General features: G+C 32.6%; 18 protein-coding genes. 17 read left to right on the top strand and 1 reads right to left on the bottom strand.

Features of this window, described 5'->3' with window-relative positions; all coding sequences use genetic code 11:
* Positions 1–43: 43 nt before the first annotated feature.
* Positions 44–580 (bottom strand): sugar O-acetyltransferase, encoded by a 537-nt coding sequence (locus PTA89_RS06705; RefSeq protein ID WP_081538177.1) that lies wholly within the window; start codon positions 578–580, stop codon positions 44–46.
* A 74-nt stretch (positions 581–654) separates the two neighbouring features.
* Here PTA89_RS06705 and PTA89_RS06700 point away from each other — a divergent pair, with 74 nt between their 5' ends.
* The 17 genes from PTA89_RS06700 to PTA89_RS06620 all read left to right on the top strand — a co-directional run bounded on the left by PTA89_RS06700 (position 655) and on the right by PTA89_RS06620 (position 24,291).
* On the top strand, positions 655–2,730 hold the full coding sequence (locus PTA89_RS06700; RefSeq protein ID WP_324177087.1) for a DNA topoisomerase III: 2,076 nt from the start codon (positions 655–657) through the stop codon (positions 2,728–2,730).
* Positions 2,731–2,830: 100 nt separating this feature from the next.
* The gene (locus tag PTA89_RS06695; protein WP_003705192.1) at positions 2,831–3,475 is read left to right on the top strand and encodes a GTP pyrophosphokinase; all 645 of its coding nucleotides are present in this window, start codon (positions 2,831–2,833) and stop codon (positions 3,473–3,475) included.
* Between the two features lie 20 nt (positions 3,476–3,495).
* Positions 3,496–4,302, top strand: a complete 807-nt coding sequence (locus PTA89_RS06690; RefSeq protein WP_004564284.1) for an NAD kinase — start codon at positions 3,496–3,498, stop codon at positions 4,300–4,302.
* Entirely contained in the window at positions 4,292–5,179 is an 888-nt protein-coding gene (locus tag PTA89_RS06685; protein ID WP_004564285.1) for an RluA family pseudouridine synthase, read from the top strand. The genes PTA89_RS06690 and PTA89_RS06685 overlap by 11 nt, the downstream gene beginning before the upstream one ends.
* Before the next feature lie 17 nt (positions 5,180–5,196).
* A complete protein-coding gene (gene mgtE / locus PTA89_RS06680) occupies positions 5,197–6,564 on the top strand; it encodes a magnesium transporter (protein WP_003705188.1) in 1,368 nt (455 codons plus the stop codon).
* A gap of 593 nt (positions 6,565–7,157) precedes the next feature.
* Entirely contained in the window at positions 7,158–7,472 is a 315-nt protein-coding gene (locus tag PTA89_RS06675; protein ID WP_003703026.1) for a hypothetical protein, read from the top strand.
* A gap of 17 nt (positions 7,473–7,489) precedes the next feature.
* Positions 7,490–7,972: a GNAT family N-acetyltransferase gene (locus tag PTA89_RS06670; protein WP_003705186.1), complete on the top strand. Its 483-nt coding sequence runs from the start codon at positions 7,490–7,492 to the stop codon at positions 7,970–7,972.
* Positions 7,973–8,150: 178 nt separating this feature from the next.
* Entirely contained in the window at positions 8,151–9,524 is a 1,374-nt protein-coding gene (locus PTA89_RS06665) for an NAD-dependent succinate-semialdehyde dehydrogenase (RefSeq protein WP_324177086.1), read from the top strand.
* A gap of 185 nt (positions 9,525–9,709) precedes the next feature.
* Positions 9,710–11,044, top strand: coding sequence for an NADP-specific glutamate dehydrogenase (gdhA, locus tag PTA89_RS06660; RefSeq protein ID WP_003703082.1), 1,335 nt, complete (start codon positions 9,710–9,712; stop codon positions 11,042–11,044).
* Between the two features lie 89 nt (positions 11,045–11,133).
* Positions 11,134–12,243, top strand: coding sequence for a hypothetical protein (locus PTA89_RS06655; RefSeq protein WP_324177085.1), 1,110 nt, complete (start codon positions 11,134–11,136; stop codon positions 12,241–12,243).
* Between the two features lie 39 nt (positions 12,244–12,282).
* Complete coding sequence (locus PTA89_RS06650) at positions 12,283–14,046, top strand: glycoside hydrolase family 13 protein (RefSeq protein ID WP_324177084.1); 1,764 nt, start codon at positions 12,283–12,285, stop codon at positions 14,044–14,046.
* A 204-nt stretch (positions 14,047–14,250) separates the two neighbouring features.
* The gene (gene glgB, locus PTA89_RS06645; protein WP_113895774.1) at positions 14,251–16,200 is read left to right on the top strand and encodes a 1,4-alpha-glucan branching protein GlgB; all 1,950 of its coding nucleotides are present in this window, start codon (positions 14,251–14,253) and stop codon (positions 16,198–16,200) included.
* A gap of 100 nt (positions 16,201–16,300) precedes the next feature.
* On the top strand, positions 16,301–17,443 hold the full coding sequence (locus PTA89_RS06640) for a glucose-1-phosphate adenylyltransferase (protein WP_113895773.1): 1,143 nt from the start codon (positions 16,301–16,303) through the stop codon (positions 17,441–17,443).
* Complete coding sequence (glgD, locus tag PTA89_RS06635) at positions 17,433–18,605, top strand: glucose-1-phosphate adenylyltransferase subunit GlgD (protein ID WP_324177083.1); 1,173 nt, start codon at positions 17,433–17,435, stop codon at positions 18,603–18,605. The genes PTA89_RS06640 and glgD overlap by 11 nt, the downstream gene beginning before the upstream one ends.
* Entirely contained in the window at positions 18,605–20,035 is a 1,431-nt protein-coding gene (glgA, locus tag PTA89_RS06630) for a glycogen synthase GlgA (RefSeq protein WP_004563807.1), read from the top strand. The genes glgD and glgA overlap by 1 nt, the downstream gene beginning before the upstream one ends.
* A gap of 28 nt (positions 20,036–20,063) precedes the next feature.
* Positions 20,064–22,487 carry a glycogen/starch/alpha-glucan phosphorylase gene (locus PTA89_RS06625; protein WP_113895771.1) on the top strand — a complete coding sequence of 808 codons (2,424 nt, stop codon included), beginning with the start codon at positions 20,064–20,066 and terminating at the stop codon, positions 22,485–22,487.
* Entirely contained in the window at positions 22,468–24,291 is a 1,824-nt protein-coding gene (locus PTA89_RS06620) for a glycoside hydrolase family 13 protein (RefSeq protein ID WP_324177082.1), read from the top strand. Before PTA89_RS06625 ends, PTA89_RS06620 begins: the two co-directional genes overlap by 20 nt.
* The last annotated feature ends 27 nt before the right edge of the window (positions 24,292–24,318 follow it).

Here is a 24,318-nt window from a genome sequence, read left to right as displayed (position 1 = left end):
AAAGAAAAAATTCACGAGATGTAAAAACATATCGTGAATTTTTTTATGGTTTATCATCAATGTTGATTTTACGAATAACTCTGGCTGGATTTCCAACAGCCACTGAATTAGCTGGAATATCTCCTGTAACAACGCTGCCAGCACCGATAATAGAGTTTTTACCAACTGTTACTCCAGCACCAATTACAGCATGTCCTCCAATCCATACGCCATCTTCAATGTTAATGGGAGCAGCTGAAAGATAATGTTGTTTCCTCAATTTGAGATCATCAGGATAAATAGTAGTATAGATGCCAACCTTTGGAGCAATATTGACATTATTTCCAATCTTAACTGGTGCATAATCTACAATAGTTGCATCATGATTTAGAAAAGAGTTATTTCCAAATGAAATATTAGTACCTAGTTCACAATAAAAATTAGATTCAATGTAAGGATTATCTCCTAAATTTTTAAATAAGGATGACAGTAATGAGTAATCATACTTATTTTCGAAATTTATCTTATTATTATATTTACGACAGATATTTTGAGCTTGAGCTTTTAATGCCGTAATTTTATCGGTTTGACTATTAAACAATCTTACAATTCCTTTTCTTCAATATAGTGTATAATTTTATTGTATCAAGAATGTAAAAGAATGGAAGATTTTTAATGAAGAAATTAATTTTAGCAGAAAAGCCAAGTGTCGCTCGTGATATTGGAAGAATTTTAAATGCTAATGAAAAGAAGAAAAACTATCTTGAAGGTAAAAATTATGTTATAACTTGGGCTTTAGGACATTTACTAGGTTTAAAAATGCCAGAAGATTTAAACAAAAAGTGGGAGAAGTGGCAATTAGAGACATTACCAATATTACCTAAATTTATTGGAACAAAACCATTGCCAAAAACTAGAAGCCAATTAAAGACAATAGAAAACTTAGTCAAAAGAAAAGACATAAATGAAATTGTAATAGCTACTGATGCTGGTCGTGAAGGAGAATTAGTAGCTCGTTGGATATTACAATATGTACATGCAAATAAAAAAGTTACGCGTCTTTGGATTTCTTCACAGACAGATAAAGCTGTTAAGCAGGGATTTAAAGAATTAAAACCAGCAGAAAAATATGATAACTTATATGAATCAGCATTAGCTCGTGCCACAGCAGACTGGTTAGTCGGTTTAAATGTTACACGTGCATTAACTGTTAAATATCAAGACAATTTATCAGCTGGACGTGTTCAAACTCCTACATTAGCTTTAGTGAGAAGACAAGAAGAAAAAATCGAAAAATTCATGCCTCAAAAGTATTATCGGATAGCATTACGCCTTGGTAATCAAACTGCATACATGAAACAAAAAAACATTTATGCAATTAAAGAACGTGATGAAGCTGAAAAGAAAAAGCGTCATCTGGATAATTTTAAGGGTCAAATAAGGAATATTAATTCAAAGGTAAAAAGAGAAGCAGCACCTTTACTGTACGATTTGACGGAATTACAAAGAGAAGCAAATAAGAGATACGGTTATTCAGCTAAGAAGACATTGAGCTTGGTTCAAAGTTTATACGAAATTCATAAAGTGGTATCTTATCCAAGAACTGATAGTAGATACTTGTCTAATGATATTAAGTCTACTTTAATGGAAAGGTTACAAGCGATTAGAAAATATGATAGTAGGGCTGAAGAATCTATAAAAAACAAAGCTAAGGTTATCTTGAAAAAAGTTTTCAATGATAGTAAAGTTACAGATCACCATGCTCTAATTCCGACTGAACAAGTACCGAACTACAGTAAATTTTCTGCTGATGAACAGAAAATATATAACTTAATTGTTTCGCGTTTCTTAGGGATTTTTGCACAACCTTATACAGTTGAAGAATTAAGAGTAGTTGTAACTTTTGATAAAGATGAATTTATTTTCGTAGGAAAGAAAGTTCTAGATTATGGTTGGAAGAATAAAGATGCATCTGAAGAAGTTGCTTTAAATCTAAAAAAAGATACTATAGTAAGTCCAAACTTTACAGTTGAAGAAAAATTAACAACACCACCATCACCATTAACCGAAGCTGGATTATTAGCGCAAATGGAAAAATTTGGCTTGGGTACTCCAGCAACTAGAGCTGAAATTATTGAGAAGTTAGTAAAATCGGAGCTGATGGAAAGAACTGGTCATGCACTAAGAGTAACACCTAAAGGAAAACAATTGTTAAATCTTGTAAATAAAGAACTTGTTAGTCCTAAATTGACTGCTAAATGGGAAAAACAATTGGAAGATATTGCTCATGGAAAAATGAAATCACAAAAATTTATTGGAGATATAAAAAATGATACTAAACGTTTAGTAAGTGAAGTAAAGAATAGTAAAGAAGATTATAAAGACTTTTCATTAACTAAGAAACGTTGTCCAGAATGTAATAGTTTCCTAAAAGTTCGAAAAACAAGAGATGGAGAAATATATGTATGTTCTAATCCAGAATGCAATTATCGTCGTCGAAAAGATGCTAAAGTTTCCAACCATCGCTGTCCACAATGTCACCGTAAAATGTTAATTGTTGAAGGAAAAAATGGTAAATATTTCAGATGTAAGTATGACGGTACTACTGAAAAGATGACAGTTGGTAAGAAAAATAAAAAGATGACTAAGCATGAAGAAAGAAGATTGCTAAAGAAAATTAATCAAGATAATGAGCCACAAGAAAGTTCTTTAGCATTAGCTTTAAAAGCAGCAATGAGTAAAAACGAATAAAATTGAAAATTTTTGAAAAATAAAAGTATCTATTTCCAACAACAAACGCTAATATGTTAAACTAATAAACGAAAGTATTTAGAATTGGAAGGTAAGTACGATGGATTGGCAATTATTTTTGAATCCCTACGAACAAACCGTAAATGAATTAAAATTAAAATTAAGAGAAATGAGAAAGCAGTATCGTCAAACTGATAATCATGCACCGATAGAATTTGTAACTGGACGAATTAAATCAGTAGATAGTATTAAAGAAAAAATGGTAAGACGACAGTTAACAGAAGATAGATTAGATGAGATGGAAGACATCGCTGGTGTAAGAATAATGTGTCAGTTCGTTGAAGATATTTATCAAGTTGTATCAGATTTACGTAAGCGAAAAGATATGACAATTATTGAAGAACGAGATTACATTACAAATAACAAGTCTAGTGGATATCGTTCTTATCACATCGTAATTAATTATCCTCTACAACAAATTGATGGTGAAAAGATTATCAAGGCTGAAATTCAAATCAGAACTTTGGCGATGAACTTTTGGGCAACAATTGAGCATTCACTTAATTACAAGTATCAAGGAAAATTTCCTGATGAGATAGAAGCTAGACTGCGTAGAGCAGCTGAGGCGGCTTTTCAATTAGATACAGAAATGTCTAGTATTAATGGTGATATTAAAGAAGCTCAACAGATTTTTTCACAAAAAAAAGGTTATACAGATAGTTCGCTGGATGATATAGACAACTAAATTGAGGTGTAAAGTTAAACATGAGAGTCGGAATCTTTTCAAATAATGTTCGTCGTTCTTTAGAAGTAAAAGCTGCCTTGACTAGACGCTTTTTGGAAAGGCATTTTATAATTGATGATGAAAATCCAGAAGTGGTAGTTACGATTGGTGGCGATGGTACACTTTTGTCAGCATTTCATAAATACATTGATATGTTAGATAAGATAAGATTTGTAGGTGTACATACTGGACATTTGGGATTTTATACAGATTGGCGTGACGATGAAATAGATGACTTAGTTATCAGTCTACAGTCTGATAATGGACAGTCAGTTAGTTATCCTCTCCTAGATGTGTTTGTTACTTATAAGGATTCAAATAAACGAGATGTATTTATTGCTTTAAATGAGGCTACTATTCGTCGTATTAGTAGTACTATGGTAACTGATATTTTTATTGGTGGCGAATTTTTTGAACGTTTTCGTGGCGATGGTTTGTGTGTATCAACTCCAACTGGTTCTACTGCTTATAATAAATCTTTAGGTGGTGCGGTAGTGCATCCAACTTTAGATGTATTACAATTAACTGAAGTAAGTTCGATTAATAATCGTGTCTTTAGAACATTAAGTTCACCAATGATTATTGCCCCTAAAGATTGGATAACAATTGAACCTGAAGGAGCTGCAGATTTTATTTTAACTGTGGATTCCGATAGTTATCATAAATTGAAAATAAAAGAAATTAAATTTAAGATTTCGAAGAAGAAAATTCATTTCGCCAAATATCGCCACACACATTTCTGGCATCGTGTTCAAACTGCGTTCATTGGTGATGAAGATGCAGATTAATTGGATTTATTCAGAAGATGTTAGTTGTAAGTTGAAAACTTTCTTCAAAAAACAAGGAATATCTAGAAGATTATTAGCTAAGGTCAGATATTCTGACGGAAAGATTTTGATAAATGGTAAATCCGGGCGTAAGGTAGATAAAATAAAAAAGAACGATAAAATAACTTTAGTTGTTCCAGACGAAGAGTTTAGACGGAACGTTCCGCCATCATTTGTACCAATTAAAATTTTGTATGAAGATGATAATTATCTTTTAGTAGACAAACCGGCTTTTGTAGCGTCAATTCCTTCACCTTTGCATCCTAATGATTCTTTAGTTAATCGAGTCGTAGGTTATTATCAAATTCGAGGATATCGTGGAATTATCCCACATATTGTGACTAGACTAGATAGGGATACGTCAGGGATTGTTATTTTTGCCAAACATCGCTATGCTCATGCTTTACTAGATAGTCAGTTAAAAGAGCATAAGATTAGCAAGACATATACAGCAATATTAAATGGAATTTTGCATAATAATCATTATATAATTGATTTACCTATTGGTAGAGATAGTACAAGTTTAATTAAACGAAAAGTACTATTCTCTGAAAAAGCTAAGCGAAGTAAAACTGAAATTTTTGTAAAAGAGAGAATAAGAGATAATACACTTTGTAAAATAAAGTTGCATACAGGTAGAACCCATCAAATAAGAGTACATTGCTCCTATTTAGGATATCCTTTGGTTAGTGATACTTTATATGGTGGGACTATTTCTATGCCACTACAACGTCAAGCTTTGCATTGTAGTGAGGTTGTATTTTGGGATCAATTTAGTTCTCAGTATATAAAAGTAAAGAGTAATATTTCCCAAGATATGATGAATTATTTAAAGTGAAAGGAGGATGATTAGCAATGGTAGAGAAACAAATTGAGAGCGAAGAAGAAATCAACGCTATTTTAAATTTGTTAAATCAACAGAAGGCGCATGATTTTAGAGAGCAATACTTAGACTTACACGTCTATGAGCAAGCACAGATTTTTGCTGAAATGGACTATATCCAACGTTCTAGATTGTATCGCTATCTTACTCCTGAAGAAGTTGGGGAAATTTTTAATGTTAGTGAAGAAGAACCAGTGGTATTAGCAAATTACTTTGAAGAAATGACTCCGCGTTATGCAGCCCAAGTTATTAATTCAATGTATACAGATAATGCGGTTGATATTTTGGCATATGCTAAGAAGAAAAACTTAGTAAAATATATGAAGTTACTGCCAGAAGAATCGGCAACTGAGATTAGAGAAATGTTGCATTATGAAGATAAAACTGCTGGAGCGATCATGTCTACAGAATATGTTGACATTGTGGGTAACCAAACTGTTAGATCGGCGATGCACGTTATCAAGAGTGAAGCTTTAGAAGCAGAAACTATTTATTATGTTTACGTAATTGACGATGAAGAAAAGTTAATCGGAGTTTTAACTCTACGTGATTTATTAACTAATGATGATGATACAATGATTAGCGACATTATGAATACTCCAGTAATGTCAGTTGAAGTTTCTGAAGACCAAGAAGAAGTTGCTCAAACAATCAGAGATTATAATTTCTTAGCAATTCCAGTAACCGACTACGATGATAAGTTAATAGGAATCATTAACGTCGATGATATTATTGACGTTATCGATGAAGAATCGTCTGAAGATTACTCAGGTTTGGCTGGTGTTGATACAGAGCAAGTTACGATAAATCCTTTTGAAAATGCTAAAAAACGTCTACCAAGTTTAACAGTAATGTTGTTGTTGGGATTATTGACAGTTTTATTAGTTTCACATTTCGAATACCTGTTAAATCAAGCTACAATTTTAGCAGTATTTATTTCAACTATTACCGGTGCTTCTGGTAATGCGGGTACCCAGAGTTTAGCTGTGGCGATTAAACGTATTGCCAATAATGATGATGATGAGTCTAGGTTAAAAATTATGGTAAATGAAATTTTGACTGGTATCTTGATTGGTGGAGTTACTGGTATTATTATTTGGATTTTGGTTGGGGCATGGAAGGCAAACTTTGTTTTGGGATTTGTAGTTGGGATAGCTATGTTCTTTGCAATTATTATAGCTAATTTAGTGGGTTGTTTAATTCCAATGATAATGGAAAAATTTAATGTTGATCCTTCTGTTGCTTCAGGTGCTCTTATTTCAACTTTAAGTGACGTGACTTCACTATTAATATATTTCCTTTTTGCACAAATGTTTTTACAATTTTTTATTGGACAATAGTAAATGTGGTAGTTTCTGAACAGTTTATGCTGATTAGAAACTACCACATTTTATTATCTAAACATATTTACTACGTAATTTAATACTCGAAAAAATAGATAGATTGAACTACTGACAATAAAATAGTATAAGAGAAGCAAAATCAAAGGTAAGTACCAAAGATTAAGAGAAAGTAAAACTGATACGAAGGCTAACTTTCCTTTTAAATATAGGTGAATCACATAAACGAGGGTAATAATAAAGCCTAGAAAAATACTACTCTTAAATTGCTTCTTATTAATCATAGAAAAAACTCCTAACAAATTAGCTACCTCTATTATAGTATGAATATCAAGGAATTTAAACCAAATATAGATTAAATTAAAAAGGTTAGATAAAAATATCAAAAACTTATTGACACCGCTTACAGATAGAAGTATTATTATGGAGTAAGGTATTTAATAAATTTACCTTCTAATCAATTCTCTTTCTCTCTTATGCCAAGGAGTTGGGATGAAGTCATTCGACTATATCCCAGCTCCTTTTGCTATGGTTGAAAAATATTATTTGAGTTAAAATAGATATTGCATAATAGTTGGGAAAGGAAAAGTAAAATGGCAAGAAAAAGTAATGAAACATTAACTTTGATTGAAGAAATAACACGTAATGATGGCAGTAAATATTATGAAATTTCAAATATGGTTCAAAATGGACGTGCAGAATTAGCCGCAATTCGTGGAATGATAAAAGAAGTTAGAATTATTCAATTAAATATTCCACATTCTACTAACGTAATTAAATATGAAAATTATGTTAATGAGAATTTTGAAATGCCACCTGAAAACTTTACTGAATTTGAAGAATGGAAGAAAACCCCTGAAATGGAAGAAATAGTTGAAAAAATTTTAAAAGAAAATCATATTGGATAACCTGAAAGGAAGAGATTATGGAATTTAAAAAGGTATGTCCAGAAGAAATAGATGCGATAGTTAGAATTGAACAAAGCGGTTTTACTCCGGAAGAAGCTGGAAGTAAAGCTACTTTTATTGAAAGAATTAAGAATTTTTCCGAAACGTTTTTGGTAGCAATTGAAGATGATGAAATTAGAGGATTTATTTGTGCTATTAGGACTAACGTTCGTTATGTAGAAGATTGGATGTATGAAGTACAAGCTAAGCCAGATGATAGTGGTAAGTATTTAAATGTTTTGTCTGTTGCTGTCGCACCTGAGTATCGTGGGAATCATATTGGCAGTGACTTATTGATAAATTTGGAGAAAATTGCTAAAAAGTTAGGAATAGATGGTATTTCTTTGACTTGCTTAGAAAGTAAAGTGGGATTTTATGAGAAAAATGGTTATTCAAACAAAGGGAAATCATCTTCTGAACATGCTGGGGAAATTTGGTATAACATGGAAAAGGAATTATAATTGAATACGAAGAAAACTAGTAAATAAGCAAGTGATAATAAGTTTTTTTCACAAGATAAAGCTTAATTTAAAAGCATTTGTTAGAATATTTTGTGAAAAATCAAAGCAAAATACTTGCTTATTTTTTATAATAGCATTATTATGTAAGCGTACTCAAATTTAGAAAGAGGTGCTTTTTATGGCATATAAAACAATTAATCCATATACAAATGAAGTAGAAAAAGAATTTCCTAATGCAACTGATGAAGAGTTGGAAGCTGTTTTAGCCAAAGCACACCAATTATATTTAGATTGGCGAAATGATTCTGAAAGCTTAGAAGATAGAAAAGCTATTTTACATAGGGTAGCTGATATTTTACGTGAAAGAAGAACAGAATATGCAACAATTATGTCTCATGATATGGGAAAATTAATTGGCGAAGCAGAAGGTGAAGTAGATCTTTGTGCAGATATTTGTGATTACTATGCAGATAAGGCAGATGAATTCTTAAAGCCTCGTACTTTAGAAACAGATGCTGGAAAGGCATATTATATTAAGCAATCAACTGGAGTTTTGGTAGCGGTTGAACCATGGAATTTCCCATTCTACCAAATTGCACGTGTATTTGCACCAAACTTTATTATCGGTAATCCAATGATTTTAAAGGATGCCTCTAATTGTCCTGCTTCAGCTCAAGCTTTTGCAGATGCAGTTTTAGAAGCAGGAGCTCCAGAAGGCAGTTTGAATAATATGTTTATTAGCTATGATCAAGTAGCAAAAGCAATTGCAGATAAGCGTGTTAGCGGTGTTTGCTTAACTGGTTCTGAACGTGGTGGAATGAGTGTAGCTGCTGAAGCTGGTAAAAACTTAAAGAAAGCCACGATGGAATTAGGTGGTAATGATGCATTTATCATTTTAGATGATGCCGATTGGGATTTAGTTAAGGAAGTAGCTCCACAAGCTCGCTTGTATAATGCAGGACAAGTATGTACTTCATCTAAGAGATTTATTGTAATGGCTGATAAGTATGACGAATTTTTAGAAGTACTGAAAGATGCATTTTCAGCTATTCGCATGGGAGATCCTACTGATAGAACTACAACATTGGCTCCATTAAATTCTAAGAGTGCTAAAGAAAAATTAGAGAAACAGGTTGAACTAGCAGTTGAAAATGGTGCTAAAGTTTACTATGGAAATGAAAAGGTTGATTTACCAGGTCAATTCTTTATGCCGACTATCTTAACTGATATTACTCCTGATAATCCTATTTTTAATCAAGAAATGTTTGGACCAGTTGCATCTGTTTATAAAGTAAACTCTGAAGAAGAAGCAATTGCATTAGCAAATAACTCAAGCTATGGTTTAGGAAATACAGTTTTCGGTGAACCAGAACACGCTGCTCGAGTAGCTGCTAAGATTGAAACAGGAATGTCTTGGATTAATTCAGGCTGGGCATCACTTCCAGAATTACCATTTGGTGGAGTTAAGAATTCAGGATATGGTAGAGAATTAAGTGAATTAGGATTCAATGCTTTTGTAAATGAACACTTAGTGTTTGAACCAAAGAGATAATCAATAATTATTAATATCGACGAGTTTGTAAGGCTTGTCGATGTTTTTTATTAAATAAATCTGGCCTTAGGTTTAATTTTAGATTAAGTAAATCTAATTTATTTTTAAAAATATGAGAAAATAGTTGATTTTAAATAGATATATTATATATAATTAGATCAACGATAAAATTGGAGGTGCTGCTAATGAGTTATGTTGATGACGTTTATTCAAGAGTAGTAGAACAAAATCCTAGTCAGCCTGAGTTCCATCAAGCTGTTAAAGAAGTATTAGAATCATTAAGACCAGTAATCGAAAGTGATGAAGAAAAGTACCGTAAAGAAGCTTTATTGGAAAGATTGACAACTCCTGACCGTCAAATTCTATTCAGAGTAAGTTGGGTAGATGACAATGGGCAAGTTCAAGTTAATAATGGTTATCGTGTTCAATTTAATAATGCAATTGGGCCTTATAAGGGTGGGCTTCGTTTACATCCATCAGTTTACCTAGGTATTATTAAGTTCTTAGGATTTGAACAAGTATTTAAGAACGCATTAACTTCACTACCAATTGGCGGTGCTAAAGGTGGTTCGGACTTTGATCCTAAAGGTAAGTCTGACAGAGAAGTTATGGCATTCTGTCAAAGTTTCATGACTGAACTTTATAAATATGTTGGAGCTGATGTTGACGTACCAGCTGGTGATATCGGAACAGGTGCTCGCGAAGTTGGTTACTTATTTGGTCAATATAAGCGTCTAAAGTCTACATATGAAGGTGTTCTAACTGGAAAGGGCCTGACCTTTGGTGGTTCTTTAGCTCGTACTGAAGCAACTGGTTACGGATTACTATATCTAGTTGAAGAATTATTAAAAGATCATGGTAAAGACTTAAAAGATAAAGTTGTAACAGTTTCTGGTGCTGGTAACGTAGCTATCTATGCAATTGAGAAAGCACAACAATTAGGAGCTAAAGTTGTAACATGTTCTGACTCTAATGGTTGGGTATATGATCCAGAAGGAATTGATGTTGAACTGTTAAAAGATGTCAAAGAAGTTAAACGTCAACGACTAACAGAATATGCAGCACGAAGAGAAAGTGCTCAATATCATGAAGGCCGTGGGGTATGGTCAGTTAAAGCTGATGTTGCTTTACCATGTGCAACTCAAAATGAGTTGGATTTAGATGACGCTAAGAATTTGGTTGCTAATGGTGTACTTGCTGTTTGTGAAGGTGCAAATATGCCAACTACATTAGACGCAACAAAGTATCTTCAAGAAAACGGAGTACTTTTTGTTCCAGGCAAAGCAAGTAATGCAGGTGGTGTTGCAGTGTCAGCCTTGGAAATGAGTCAAAATTCAGAACGTCTAAGTTGGTCATTTGAAGAAGTAGATGGTAAGCTAAAAGATATCATGGTTAATATTTATCATAATATTGATGAAGCTGCTAAGAAATATGGTTTAGATGGAGACTATGTAGCAGGTGCAAACATTGCTGGATTCTTAAAGGTAGCAGAAGCAATGGAAGCACAAGGTGTAGTTTAAAGAATAACTAATTAGTTAATTTAAGAGGCTATTAGGTTTTTCCTAATGGCTTTTTTTAGTATAATTATATCTGAAAGGAAGCGGTAACAATGTTAGGTGGATTTAGTGTTCTATTTGAAGCTCCCTTAGAGAAAGTTAAAATTGTTACAGATGATAGTGGGGGCTTACGACTTAGACCTCAAGAAAATGAAGAAACAAAACAAATAGTTATAATAAAGAAAAATGGAAAAGTTAGAGTTAAGAGATATAGCTATAGATTAGAAATTAATGGTGATCGAAAATTTTTTGATCGGACATTTAAATTTGATGAAGAAATCACTCAAAAGATTTTAGCAAGTATAAGGAATTGTTTCAATAACAGAGAGGGTAACATTATAGGTTTAGATGCTAGACCTTGGACTTTGGATGTAACTGATGAAAATGGTAGAAAGAACCAATTAGTAGGTATAGTCAATGGAGACGAATCAGTTAGCAAGATTTCAAGTTATATTCGAGAAACGTTAGATTTGGACTATTTATGGTTATTTGATGGTAAAGATACTAAGGATGAAATAAAAAAAGTTATTTTAGAAACTAGACATAATTTAAACAATACGATCAAGATAGAAAAGCTAATTATAACTGCTAAAGAAGATAAAATTGAATATAGTCAAAAAGATAATAAAGGAATGAAAATCGTTAAGACGTATGTAATTCCTAATAAGGTGAAGGAACTTTTAGAAAATTATTCTTTTACTAATTCATTCAATAGAATCTTAGGCAATCCTAAAGATGTTATTGAGTCAGAAGAAAAGCGGGATTACCAATTAATAATTGAAAATAGTCAAAATGATCGAAAGACTTATGTGGGAACTTATGATAGATATTCTCTGCCAACAGATTGGGGAGATTTTATTAAAGATATAACAAATATAATTTCACAAGAAGATGAAACAGAGATTTTTAAATCAAGTGTTTATAATAGGAGACTACGCAGAAAAGGCGAATATATTATTTGTGGTGTATTCTTTGAAGGCGGATATAAAGAATATAATTATTTAACTGATGATGAGAGTATTCAAGTTGGCGATGAGGTTGAAATCCCGGTTGGTGTTGATAATCATGTAGTAAAAGCTAAAATAGCTGATGTAAATTATTATTATAAGGAAGAAGCACCATATCCAATTGAAAAGACAAAAAAGATTCTAAGAAAAGTTTGATTGGAAGTATCAAAATAGCGCAGGGGGAATTTGAAAAAAATGAATTTAGCGGCACTTTATCACAGACCAGATAGTGAAATGGCGTATTTAGTAAAAAAAGATGACTTTCAGATTAGATTAAGAACAGGGACAAATGAAGTTGAAGCTGTAATTTTATATTATGGAGATCCATATGACGTTACCATAAATGATAAAAAGAAGCAGATTTGGGAATATCAAGTTCAAAAAATGGCACTACAGGCTTCAACAAGCCTTTATGATTATTGGCAATTAAATGTGAGTGTGCTACTAAAAAGACTACAATATTTCTTTAAAATAAAATTTAAAGATGGCGAAGAATTTTTATATGATGACAGACATATTTGGAGTTATTCCAAGACTCATTTAGAGAATAGTTCTGGTTTTAGGATGCCTTATTTCCATGAAATAGATCGCATAAAAACGCCAGATTGGGTGAAAAAAACGGTTTGGTATCAGATTTTTCCTGAACGTTTTGCTAATGGAGATCATTCAATTGATCCTAAAGGAACATTGCCATGGGGAAGTGAAAAACCTAGTAGAACTAATTTCTTTGGTGGTGATCTTCAAGGGGTAATCGATCATTTAGATTATCTGGAAGACTTAGGAATTAATGGAATCTATTTTTGTCCGATTTTTGCTGCACATTCTAACCATAAATATGATACGATAGACTATTTTAATATTGATCCTGCTTTTGGCAGTAAGGAAAAATTTAAAGATTTAGTAGATAAAGCGCACGAACGTGGTATTAAGATAATGTTAGATGCGGTATTCAATCATGTGGGGGACTTTTCCATGCAATGGCAAGATGTTATAAAGAATGGAGAAAAATCTCGTTTTGCCGAATGGTTCCACATTAATAAATTTCCAGTATCTTATGATGAAATTAGCCTGGAACAAGCAGAAAATTTAACCTATGAAGTTTTTGCTAAGACACCACATATGCCTAAATTAAATACAGCTAATCCTGAAGTACAAGATTATTTGTTAGAAATTGCTAAATATTGGATTGAACAATTTGACATTGATGCTTGGAGGTTAGATGTTGCTAATGAAATAGATCATCACTTTTGGAAGAAGTTCTATCGAGAAACTCATAAGTTGAAATCAGATTTTTATGTTGTAGGAGAGGTCTGGCATTCAGCTCAATCTTGGTTAGCCCAAGCTGAATTTGATGGCGTGATGAATTATCCATTTACTGATGCAATTATTGATGGAATTATTTTGAATAAGATTAATATTACAAATATGATGGATGCACTTATAAATAATTTAATGAAATATCGGGATCAAAATAATCAAGTTATGTTAAATTCATTAGATACACATGACACAGCCAGAATTTTGACGCTAGCAAAGGGTGATAAGAATAAAGTAAGACAAGCTTTAGCATTTATGTTCATGTTGACAGGAAGTCCATGTATTTATTATGGTACTGAAATTGGTATGACTGGGGGACCAGACCCAGATTGTAGAAGATGCATGATTTGGGATAAAAGTCAGCAAGATTTAAGAATGTTCAATTTTATGAAAGATTTAATTGCTATAAGAAAAAAGTATTCAAAAGTATTAAATTATAGTAATATAACATGGAGTTTAGTAGACAAGGGTAATTATGGTGTTGAGTTAATACGAGAATTACCTGGGGGTAAAGTGCAATCAATTTTTAATTTTGGAAAGAATAATATAGATGTAAAAATGGCTGGAAAGAAAATTTTAGCAAGTAATATCGAAAAAAATGAAATCGCTCCAGGTGGCTTTATAATAACTGTTACTGACTAAGTAAATTTTAAAGAGGGAAAATAATTTTTCTCTCTTTTTTTATTGGAATAAAATTAATAAAAAATACATTTAAATGAAAATAAGATTAAAAAAATCAGTTGATTTTGATAAAATTTGTGAAAGCTATTTCCTTAAATCAATATACGTTGTATTATAAAAGTAGATAATTTTAAATTTATCAATTCAACATAAGGAGGGGTGTCTATGGCTGTAAATACAGAAGAACGCCACGGACAAGAATCGCTAGAAAATCATAAACACATGTTTAATCAAGGTGTGAACTATGAACTTTATAATTTTTTAGGTGTTCATAAAATTAGTACAGATGATGAAAGCGGTTATGTTTTTCGCGTTTGGGCTCCTCATGCTAAACAAGTATGGGTATGTGGAGACTTTAACAACTGGGATAAATCTCACCCAATGACGTTAGATAAAAAATCTGGCATTTGGAGTATCGAGGTAAAAGAATCCCGAGAAAATCAATATTATAAATATTTGGTCAAACAGGCAAACGGTAGAGAAGTCATGAAGACTGATCCGATGGCACAGGTATATGAAAAACGTCCTGAAACGGCAGCTGTTGTCAAAGAATTGGAACCGTTTAAGTGGAATGACGGCTTATGGCGTGGCAGACAAAAACGTATGAATCATTTTAATAATCCTATCAATATTTATGAAGTACATGCACCATCATGGAAAGAACATGAAGATGGTAGTTTGTATACGTTTAAGGATTTAACAGCAGAGTTAATACCATATGTAAAGAAGATGGGTTACACTCATATCGAATTTATGCCATTGATGGAGCATCCCCTTCCAGCATCATGGGGTTATCAGTTAACGGGATACTTTGCTTTGTGTTCAAGTTACGGTACACCAGATGAGTTTAAGGATTTTGTTAATGAATGTCATCAAAATAATATTGGTGTTTTAGTTGACTGGGTTCCAGGTCATTTTAGTATTAATGATGATGCTTTAGCATATTATGATGGAACTCCAACTTATGAGTATGAAGATCCAGATAGAGCTAAAAATATAGGTTGGGGTGCCTTAAATTTTGATTTAGGTAAACCAGAAGTGCAATCATTCCTTTTATCAAGTGCTTTTTATTGGCTTAACGAATTTCATTTAGACGGTATGCGAGTAGATGCCGTATCAAACATGATTTACCTAGATTATGATGAAGGTCCATGGAAACCTAATAAATATGGAGATACTCGTAATTTAGAAGGATATGCTTTCTTACAAAAATTTAATAAAGTTGTGAAGTTTGCTCATCCTGAGTCTTTGATTATTGCTGAAGAAAGCTCATCAGGTACACAAATATCAGGAACTATTGAATCTGGAGCAATAGGATTTGATTATAAGTGGAATATGGGTTGGATGAATGATGTACTAGAATTTTTCGAAATGGATCCATATTTTAGAAAAGATAATTTGAATTTAGTTACATTTTCATTTATGTACTGGCAAGCAGAAAACTTTGTATTACCTTTATCACATGATGAAGTTGTGCACGGTAAGAAGAGCTTAATGCATAAGATGTGGGGAGATAGGTATCGTCAATTTGCACAATTGAGAACGCTCTATACATTTATGATGATGCACCCAGGTAAGAAATTGCTATTCATGGGTGGCGAATGGGGACAATTCTTAGAATGGAAATTCGATCATGGATTAGAGTGGATAGATTTACAAGATGAAATGAATGCTAAAATGCAACATTTTACTTCAGTTTTGAACCACTTCTATAAGGAAGAAAGACCATTATGGGAGTTAGGTCAACAAGATGCTACATTAGAGGTTATAGATGCGGATAATCGTGATGATACTGTTTTGAGTTTTATTCGTCATGGTAAACGTAAAAAAGACTTCTTAATTGTTATTTTAAACTTTACACCAGTTGAAAGAAGAAATTTCAGAATTGGTGTCCCATACAAGGGTACATATACTGAAATCTTAAATACTGAAATGAAGGAATTTGGTGGAACATGGGTTGAACATAATGCTGATAGTGTTAGCGAAGAAGTTAACTTTAAGGATTATGAACAGTCTATTACTACAACGGTTCCAGCTTTAGGTGCAATTATTTTGAAGCCTAAAAATGTTAAAGTAACTCGTCGAAGTTCTAAAAAACACTCACATAAGAAATAGTCAAAAAAGAGAGAGAGAATTTGGTTGTTTTTGTTGTTTGATGTCTAGGGTAAGAACAAAGTGAGGTGAAAGATGAAGTTGTTATACTTCATCGTAGTATATGAAAAATGAAATGTTAGGAGTAATCCTTGCAGGAGGTAAAGGTACGCGTTTAGGAAAATTGACACATAATCAAGCTAAACCTGCTGTACCATTTGGTGGACGTTATCGCATTATTGATTTCACTTTAAGTAATTGCGTTAACTCAGGAGTTAAAAATATCGGTGTTATTACCCAGTATCAACCCTTAAATCTAAATGCACACATTGGAAATGGTGCAAGTTGGGGATTAGATGACTTGAATGCGGGAGTGACAATATTACAACCTTATTCTAATAATGAAGGTAGCAAGTGGTTTGAAGGGACTGCCCATGCTATCTATCAAAATATTGGTTATATTGATCAAATGGATCCAGAATATATTTTAATTCTATCTGGTGATCACATTTATAAGATGGATTATGAAGCAATGCTTGATCAACATAAAGAAACGGGCGCTTCATTAACTGTTGCTGTTATTGATGTTCCTTGGAACGAAGCACCACGCTTTGGAATTATGAATACTGACGATAATAATCGTATTATTGATTTTGAAGAAAAACCGGCTGAGCCTAAGAGTAATCATGCTTCTATGGGTATTTATATCTTTAACTGGAAGAGATTACGTGAAGTTTTAGTAAATAGCTTTACTCGTAATCAAGATATGGTGGATTTCGGTAAAAATGTTATTCCATATTATTTGAAGAGTGGTGAAAGTGTATTTGCATATAACTTCAAAGGATACTGGAAAGATGTTGGTACTATCGATTCATTATGGCATGCAAATATGGAGTTCTTGGATGAAAATAACGGATTGAACTTACAAGATAGAACATGGCGCATCTATTCTAGAAATCCTATTGCACCACCACAAATCATTGCTGAAACAGCTGAAATTAAGGATGCAATGGTTGTTGATGGCTCTTATATTGCAGGTAAAGTTGATCATAGTATTTTATCTGCTAATGTAAGAATTCAAACAGGTTCTGTTGTGACAGATTCTGTAATCATGCCAGGTGCAAAGATTGGTAAAAATGTAACGATTCATCGTGCAATTATTGGTGAAGGTGCTGTTATCGGCGATGATGTTGTCATTGATGGTACAGATGAAATTGCAGTTATCGGAAATAAAGAAGTAGTTGGGGTGACAAGTCATGAAAAATAATAAAATGTGTGCAATCTTAGGAAATGAACATGAATATACGGAATTACTACCATTGACCAAAAGAAGAGCATTAGCCACTCTTTACTTTGACTGCAAATATCGTATCATGGATTTTGCTTTATCAAGTATTGTAAATGCTAATATTCGTAATATTTTCTTAGTGGTAAATCAAGCTAAATTAAAATCTTATTTTGACCATTTAGGCGGAGGTAGAGAATGGGGATTAGATAGTATTGGTAGTTATCGTTATATTAACTTTTCTCAAGATTTAGTTCGTCAAAAAGTAGAAGGTCAAAAGTATTTTGATGATGTAATTGATTATTTAGAGAAATCACGCTCAACATATACAGTTTTTGTTGGTAACAAGATGTTAAATAGTGTTGATTTAAAGGCTGTTTTGAAGATTCATAAGGCACAAAAAAATGACATGACAGTTGTATTCAAACGTATGCCAAAAGATAAGATTGCTTCTGATGATCAAATTCTAGAAATTGATGATCAAACAAATCGTGTAAAAGGTAACCATAACTTTAGTGAATATCCACATAATTCTGATATTTACAACTTATCAATGAATATCTTCATCATTGAAACTCAAAACTTAATTAACCAACTTCGTAAAGGTCAAAGAATAGGAGCATCTGCTAACTTAGAAGATTTCTTCTTAAGTTTGATTAGTCGTTTAAACTGTGGTACGTATGAATACACAGGATACTTGTGCAATATTTTTGATGTAAAGAGTTACTATGATGCTAATATGGATATGTTGAACGTTGATCATATGAATTCATTGTTATACAGTAGCCAGCACATTATTACTAGAACAAAGAATGAAGTAGCTACTCACTTTACTAAGACTTCCGATGTTAAGAATAGTCAATTTGCAACAGGATGCGTTGTTGAAGGATATGTAAGAAACAGTTTAGTATCACGTAGAACATTTATCTCTGAAAACTCTAAAGTAGAAGACTCAATAATCATGTCTAATGCTCGTATTGGAAAAGATGTAGAAATTAAATATGCAATCTTAGACAAAGATGTTGTAGTTAAATCTGGTGTAAAGATTATCGGAACTCCAGAAAACCCTGTAGTTATTGAAAAGAAGATGAAAGTAACAAGTGATGTTATTCAAGATACACCTAAGGAGGATATTGAAGACTAATGAAACTTTTATTTGCCGGTAGTGAATGTGCACCTTTCTTTAAAACAGGTGGCTTAGGCGATGTAATGGGGGCATTACCTAAAACAATTGCTAAAACAACTGATAATGATGTAAGAGTGGTACTTCCATTCTTTACAGGAATGGCTGAAGAATACAAGAGTCAACTATCATTTGTAACAAGCTTTTATGTAAAAGTTGGTTGGCGTGATCAATATTGTGGTGTTCTAAAGTTAGAAATGGATAACGTTACTTACTACTTTATTGATAACTTGTATTATTTTGATAGACCAGGCTTGTATGGTTACTATGATGAGGGCGAACGTTGGGCTTTCTTCCAACAAGCAATCATTGAAATGTTAGAAAAAATTGGATTCATTCCAGATATCTTACATGTAAATGATTATCACACTGCATTTATTCCATTCTTATTAAAAGAAAAATATGGATGGATTAATGCATATCAAAACATTAAAACAGTTTTGACAATTCATAACTTACAATTCCAAGGTGAGTATGGGCGTGAAGTATTGGGAGAATTATTTAATTTAGATGCTTCATATTATGATGATGGAACTGTTCGTTTTGATACTGCTGTTAATTTCATGAAGACTGGTATTCTGTATGCTGATAAGGTAAATACAGTTAGTCCAACTTATGCAAGTGAAATTCAAACTGAAGCCTTTGGACAAGGGTTAGATGAAATTTTGAGAATGCATAATTGGAAGTTAAGAGGAATTCTAAACGGTATTGACTACGAAAGAAATAATCCTGCTACAGATAAGAATCTTGTCGCAAATTATTCTGCTAAAAAGTTAAAGGGTAAAGTTAAAGATAAGTTAGCTTTGCAAAAGGAATTTGGTTTACCTCAACGTAAAGATGTTCCAGTGATTGCAATGGTTAGTCGTTTAACAGCTCAAAAAGGATTCCAACTAGTTGTTTCAGAAATGCAAAACTTAGTTCAATTTGATGTTCAAGTGATAGTTTTAGGAACTGGCGATGCTAATTTCGAACATGACTTTAGATACTTTGCAGATACTTATCCTGACAAAGTTGGAGCTGCTATTACATTTGATGTTGGATTGGCCCAAAGAATATATGCAGGGGCAGATATGTTCTTAATGCCATCAGCATTTGAACCTTGTGGATTATCACAAATGATTTCAATGCGTTATGGTACATTGCCAATTGTTCATCAAATTGGTGGCTTGCAAGACAGTGTTCAACCATTTAATCCTGTAACTGGTGAAGGAACAGGATTTGGTTTCCACGATTTTTCTGGCTTCTATATGATGCAAGAAATCCAAGAAGCATTACGTTTGTATGCAGAGCCAGTAGCATGGACAAAAGTTGTAAAGCAAGCTATGTCACAAGATTTTAGTTGGGAAACAGCGAGTCAAGAATATCTAAATATGTATAATGAACTAGTCTAATAAGGATAGCTTAGGAAAGAGGGTTAACATGGATTTTAACAAAGAAGTTTTTAAAGAAAAATTCAAAAATCGTTTAGATGAAAAATATGCTTTAGATGTAAAGGATGCAACACCTCAAGAACTTTATTTAACATTGAGTTCAATTGTACGTTCAAGCTACAGTCGGTATTGGCGTAAAACTTGGAAGAAGTACATGGAAGATGGTAAAAAGCAAATTTACTATTTCTCTATTGAATTTTTACCAGGTCGCTTATTAATGAGTAATTTACTCAATATGGGTTGGTTAGAAACAGTTAGAGAAGCATTGAAAGATTTAGATATCGATTTAGATGAAATTGCGGAAGTAGAAAAAGATATGGCTCTTGGTAATGGGGGATTAGGTCGTTTAGCTTCTGCTTTTATGGATTCTTTAGCTTCTGACGGTCTTCCAGGAAATGGTAATGGTATCCGTTATCGTTATGGATTATTCAAGCAAAAATTTATTGATGGTTACCAAATTGAATTACCTAATGAATGGCTTGATAGTGGTAATCCTTGGGAAATTCGCCGTGAAAGTAAATCTGTGATAGTTAGATTAGGTGGAAAGGTATATCTTGTTGATAGGGGAAACTATCTTGAACCAGTCTATGAAGGTGCACAATTAATTAAAGCTGTACCATATGATACTGCCATCGTGGGCTATAAAAATGGCACTGTTAATACAATGAGATTATGGGATGCTGAAATTCCATCTTCAGAAGAAACTAAGTACAGAACTATTGAACAAAGACGTGAAGTTGAAGATTTAGTATCTGTTTTATATCCAGATGATTCTAAAGAATCTGGACGAATTCTTCGATTGAAACAAGAATATTTCTTCGTATCAGCTGGTATTCAAAGTATTGTTCGCCACTTTAAGAAGTACAATAAATCAATGAATAAGATTGGCGAATATATTGGAATTCATATTAATGATACTCATCCAGCTATGAGTGTGGCTGAATTAATGCGTATCTTAGTAGATGAAGAACATATGAGTTGGGACGATGCTTGGAAACAAACTGTTGCTGTAATGAGTTATACAAACCATACAATCATGGCAGAAGCCCTTGAAAAATGGCCTGTTCATATCATGCAACAAGTTCAACCTCGTATTCTACAAATCATTCAAGAAATTGATCGTCGTTTTGTTGAAGAAAAACAAGGTAAATATGCACGTGATATGATCGAACGTACACGTATTATTAAAGATAATCAAGTGAGAATGGCTAACTTATCTATCATTGGTTCTCATAGTACTAATGGTGTAGCTAAGTTGCATACAGAATTACTTAAAGATGATGTGTTGCATGATTTCTATGTAATGTATCCTGAAAGATTTAACAATAAGACAAACGGAATTACAAACCGTCGTTGGTTACAAATTGCTAACCCAGAATTATCTAAAGTTTTAGACAAGGCAATTGGTACAGAATGGCGTCAAGATCCAACTAAGCTACAAAAGTTATTAAAGTATCAAAATGATAATAAAGTTTTAAACCAGATTGCTAATGCTAAGTTGAAGAACAAAGAAAGATTAGCTAAGTTTATCGAAAAAGAAACAGGAATTAAAGTTTCTACAGATGCTATCTTTGATGTTCAAATTAAACGATTACATGCATACAAACGTCAATTATTGAAATTGATGCATATTGTTAAGTTGTATCTAGACATTAAGCAAGGCAAGGTAGCCTCTGATTTCCAACCAAGAGTATTTATTTTTGGTGCTAAAGCAGCACCTAGTTATTACTATGCAAAAGCCATCATTAAGTGCATTAATGAAGTTGCAAACATGGTAAATAATGATCCTGAAATTGGCGATAAGTTAAAGGTAGTATTCTTGGAAGATTATCGTGTATCTTTAGCAGAAAAGATTATCCCAGCTGCTAATATTAGTGAACAAATTTCTCTTGCATCTAAAGAAGCTTCTGGAACAAGTAACATGAAGTTAATGCTTAATGGTGCTTTGACTGTAGCTACACTTGATGGTGCTAATATTGAAATTAAAGATTATGTTGGGGAAGATAATATCTTTATCTTTGGTTTGACTAAGGATGAAGTATACGATTACTACAATAATGGTAATTACCATTCATATGATTACTACAATAATCATGAAGAAATTCGTCGTGTATTAAATGCTTTTGTAGATGGAACAATTCCAAATTGCCAAGCTGAAGGTCAAGAAATTTTTGATTCACTTACAAAATACAATGATGAGTATTTTGTATTAAGAGATTTCGAAAGTTATGTAAATATCCAAGAAATGGTTGATAGAACTTACGGTAATAAGCGTCATTGGAACCAAATGAGTTTGGTTAATATTGCTTACGGTGGTATGTTCTCTTCTGATGATACTATTAAGCGTTATGCTGAAGATATTTGGAACATTAGTCCATTAAAGGATGAAAAACATGGCACATATTCTTTATAATGCCTGGGATTCTTTATATAAAGAACCTTTTGGAGCTGTAAAAATAGGTCACGAAGTTGTATGGCGGATACAAATTTTTCCAGATGAGAATGAAGAAATTCATTATGTTAATTTAATTCTTACCAAGGATGGAGAAGAAGATGTACCTTATGCTTTAGAAAATTTAAATCATGATGGGTTATATCAAGTAAAGCTCCAAATTGGAACAGCTGGATTATATTTCTATCATTTTGAAATTGAAACTAGCCATGGTAGATCATACTTGGAAAAACGTCAAGGTGGTATGGCTCAACAAGTAAGTAGTCAATCAGATTTGTTGAGATTTCAGTTAACATGTTTTGACGAAGAAGTTCCAAGTCCTAAATGGTATCGCCAAGGTGTAATTTATCAAATTTTCCCTGATAGATTTGCAAATGGATTGCCTAATGGTGAAGTTCAAGGAAGAAAGCCAAATAGCTTTATTTATGGTACTACTGCTGATAAACCTTATTATATTCGTGATAAAAATAATGAGATTGTACGTTGGGATTTTTATGGTGGTAATTTAAAAGGAATCTTGAAGAAGTTACCATACCTAGAGGAATTAGGTGTGACTACAATTTATCTGAACCCAATCTTTTTATCTCGTAGCAATCATCATTATGATACTGCGGATTTCTTAAAGATTGATCCAATGATAGGAAACGAAGATGATCTGAAAGAATTAATCACTGAGATGCATAAGAAAAATATACACTTGATTTTAGATGGAGTTTTCAACCATGTGGGCAAAGAGAGTATCTACTTTAATGCCAGTGGGTCGTATGGGAAAAATGTTGGAGCTGCCCAAAGCAAAGAAAGTCCTTATTATTCGTGGTTTGACTTTATTCATTATCCTGATGATTATAAATCTTGGTGGGGTATTAAAGATTTACCGGTGATAGATAAAGATAATCCTGAATATCAGAAGTTTATTTATGGTGATAGTAATAGAAGTGTACTATCCAAGTGGAATAATTTTGGCATTGATGGTTGGCGTTTAGATGTTGCTGATGAGTTACCAATGAATTTCCTTAGAGGAATTAGAAAAAACTTGGACTCACATCATAAGCAAGTAATGATAGGTGAAGTTTGGGAAGACGCTTCAAATAAGGTAGCATATGATGAACGTCGACAATATACAGTTGGAGATAATTTAACGGGTGTTATGGGATATCCAACAAGAATTTTTGTGATGGATCTGTTAGAGTCTACAAAAAGCTCACAAGATATTAAGAAATATTGTAATGAATATTTACAGTTACAAGAAAATTATCCAAGAGATTTTTGGCTTAATACTTTGAATAATATTGGAACACATGATACCCAAAGAATTAAGACAGTTTTGCATAATGACGATAATAAAGTAATTCAAGCTTTCAGAATACTATTTAATTTACCTGGTGTTCCATGTATTTATTATGGGGATGAAGTAGGTGTTGAAGGTGATACTGATCCAGATAATCGTCGATTCTTCCCGTGGGGACAAGAGAAGAGTAGTAGAATTATACAAGAAGTAAAAAAACTTGTTGATAGAAGAAAGAAAAATATTTTATTACAAGAAGGTCGTTTGGGATTTGTTATTGCAAGAGGTTCACATTGTCCAGCTTTGGCAATAGTTAGATATGATGATCAAGGTAATTCTGTGTATAATTGGTTGAATTTAACTCAATATAAACAGATTATTTCACCAGAGAACTGTGAATACCTTTGTCTACCACAAAATATTCAACAGAAATTCCAACATGAGTTAACTTTGGACTCGTGGGAATATAAAGTTATATAAATAAAAATGTACCAATTTTCAAAAGTT

Origin of the sequence: Ligilactobacillus salivarius, from assembly GCF_035231985.1 — a bacterium.
In the GTDB taxonomy this organism is placed as follows: Bacteria; Bacillota; Bacilli; order Lactobacillales; family Lactobacillaceae; genus Ligilactobacillus; species Ligilactobacillus salivarius.
The sequence above is the reverse complement of the archived record's forward strand: the minus strand, read 5'-3'. Positions and strand labels throughout refer to the sequence as shown.

Excerpts from the sequence above, each read along its gene's own strand:
- PTA89_RS06700 (WP_324177087.1), top strand. The coding sequence starts at position 655 with ATGAAGAAATTAATTTTAGCAGAAAAGCCAAGTGTCGCTCGTGATATT.
- PTA89_RS06695 (WP_003705192.1), top strand. The coding sequence starts at position 2,831 with ATGGATTGGCAATTATTTTTGAATCCCTACGAACAAACCGTAAATGAA.
- PTA89_RS06690 (WP_004564284.1), top strand. The coding sequence starts at position 3,496 with ATGAGAGTCGGAATCTTTTCAAATAATGTTCGTCGTTCTTTAGAAGTA.
- PTA89_RS06685 (WP_004564285.1), top strand. The coding sequence starts at position 4,292 with ATGCAGATTAATTGGATTTATTCAGAAGATGTTAGTTGTAAGTTGAAA.
- mgtE (WP_003705188.1), top strand. The coding sequence starts at position 5,197 with ATGGTAGAGAAACAAATTGAGAGCGAAGAAGAAATCAACGCTATTTTA.
- PTA89_RS06675 (WP_003703026.1), top strand. The coding sequence starts at position 7,158 with ATGGCAAGAAAAAGTAATGAAACATTAACTTTGATTGAAGAAATAACA.
- PTA89_RS06670 (WP_003705186.1), top strand. The coding sequence starts at position 7,490 with ATGGAATTTAAAAAGGTATGTCCAGAAGAAATAGATGCGATAGTTAGA.
- PTA89_RS06665 (WP_324177086.1), top strand. The coding sequence starts at position 8,151 with ATGGCATATAAAACAATTAATCCATATACAAATGAAGTAGAAAAAGAA.
- gdhA (WP_003703082.1), top strand. The coding sequence starts at position 9,710 with ATGAGTTATGTTGATGACGTTTATTCAAGAGTAGTAGAACAAAATCCT.
- PTA89_RS06655 (WP_324177085.1), top strand. The coding sequence starts at position 11,134 with ATGTTAGGTGGATTTAGTGTTCTATTTGAAGCTCCCTTAGAGAAAGTT.
- PTA89_RS06650 (WP_324177084.1), top strand. The coding sequence starts at position 12,283 with ATGAATTTAGCGGCACTTTATCACAGACCAGATAGTGAAATGGCGTAT.
- glgB (WP_113895774.1), top strand. The coding sequence starts at position 14,251 with ATGGCTGTAAATACAGAAGAACGCCACGGACAAGAATCGCTAGAAAAT.
- PTA89_RS06640 (WP_113895773.1), top strand. The coding sequence starts at position 16,301 with ATGAAAAATGAAATGTTAGGAGTAATCCTTGCAGGAGGTAAAGGTACG.
- glgD (WP_324177083.1), top strand. The coding sequence starts at position 17,433 with ATGAAAAATAATAAAATGTGTGCAATCTTAGGAAATGAACATGAATAT.
- glgA (WP_004563807.1), top strand. The coding sequence starts at position 18,605 with ATGAAACTTTTATTTGCCGGTAGTGAATGTGCACCTTTCTTTAAAACA.
- PTA89_RS06625 (WP_113895771.1), top strand. The coding sequence starts at position 20,064 with ATGGATTTTAACAAAGAAGTTTTTAAAGAAAAATTCAAAAATCGTTTA.
- PTA89_RS06620 (WP_324177082.1), top strand. The coding sequence starts at position 22,468 with ATGGCACATATTCTTTATAATGCCTGGGATTCTTTATATAAAGAACCT.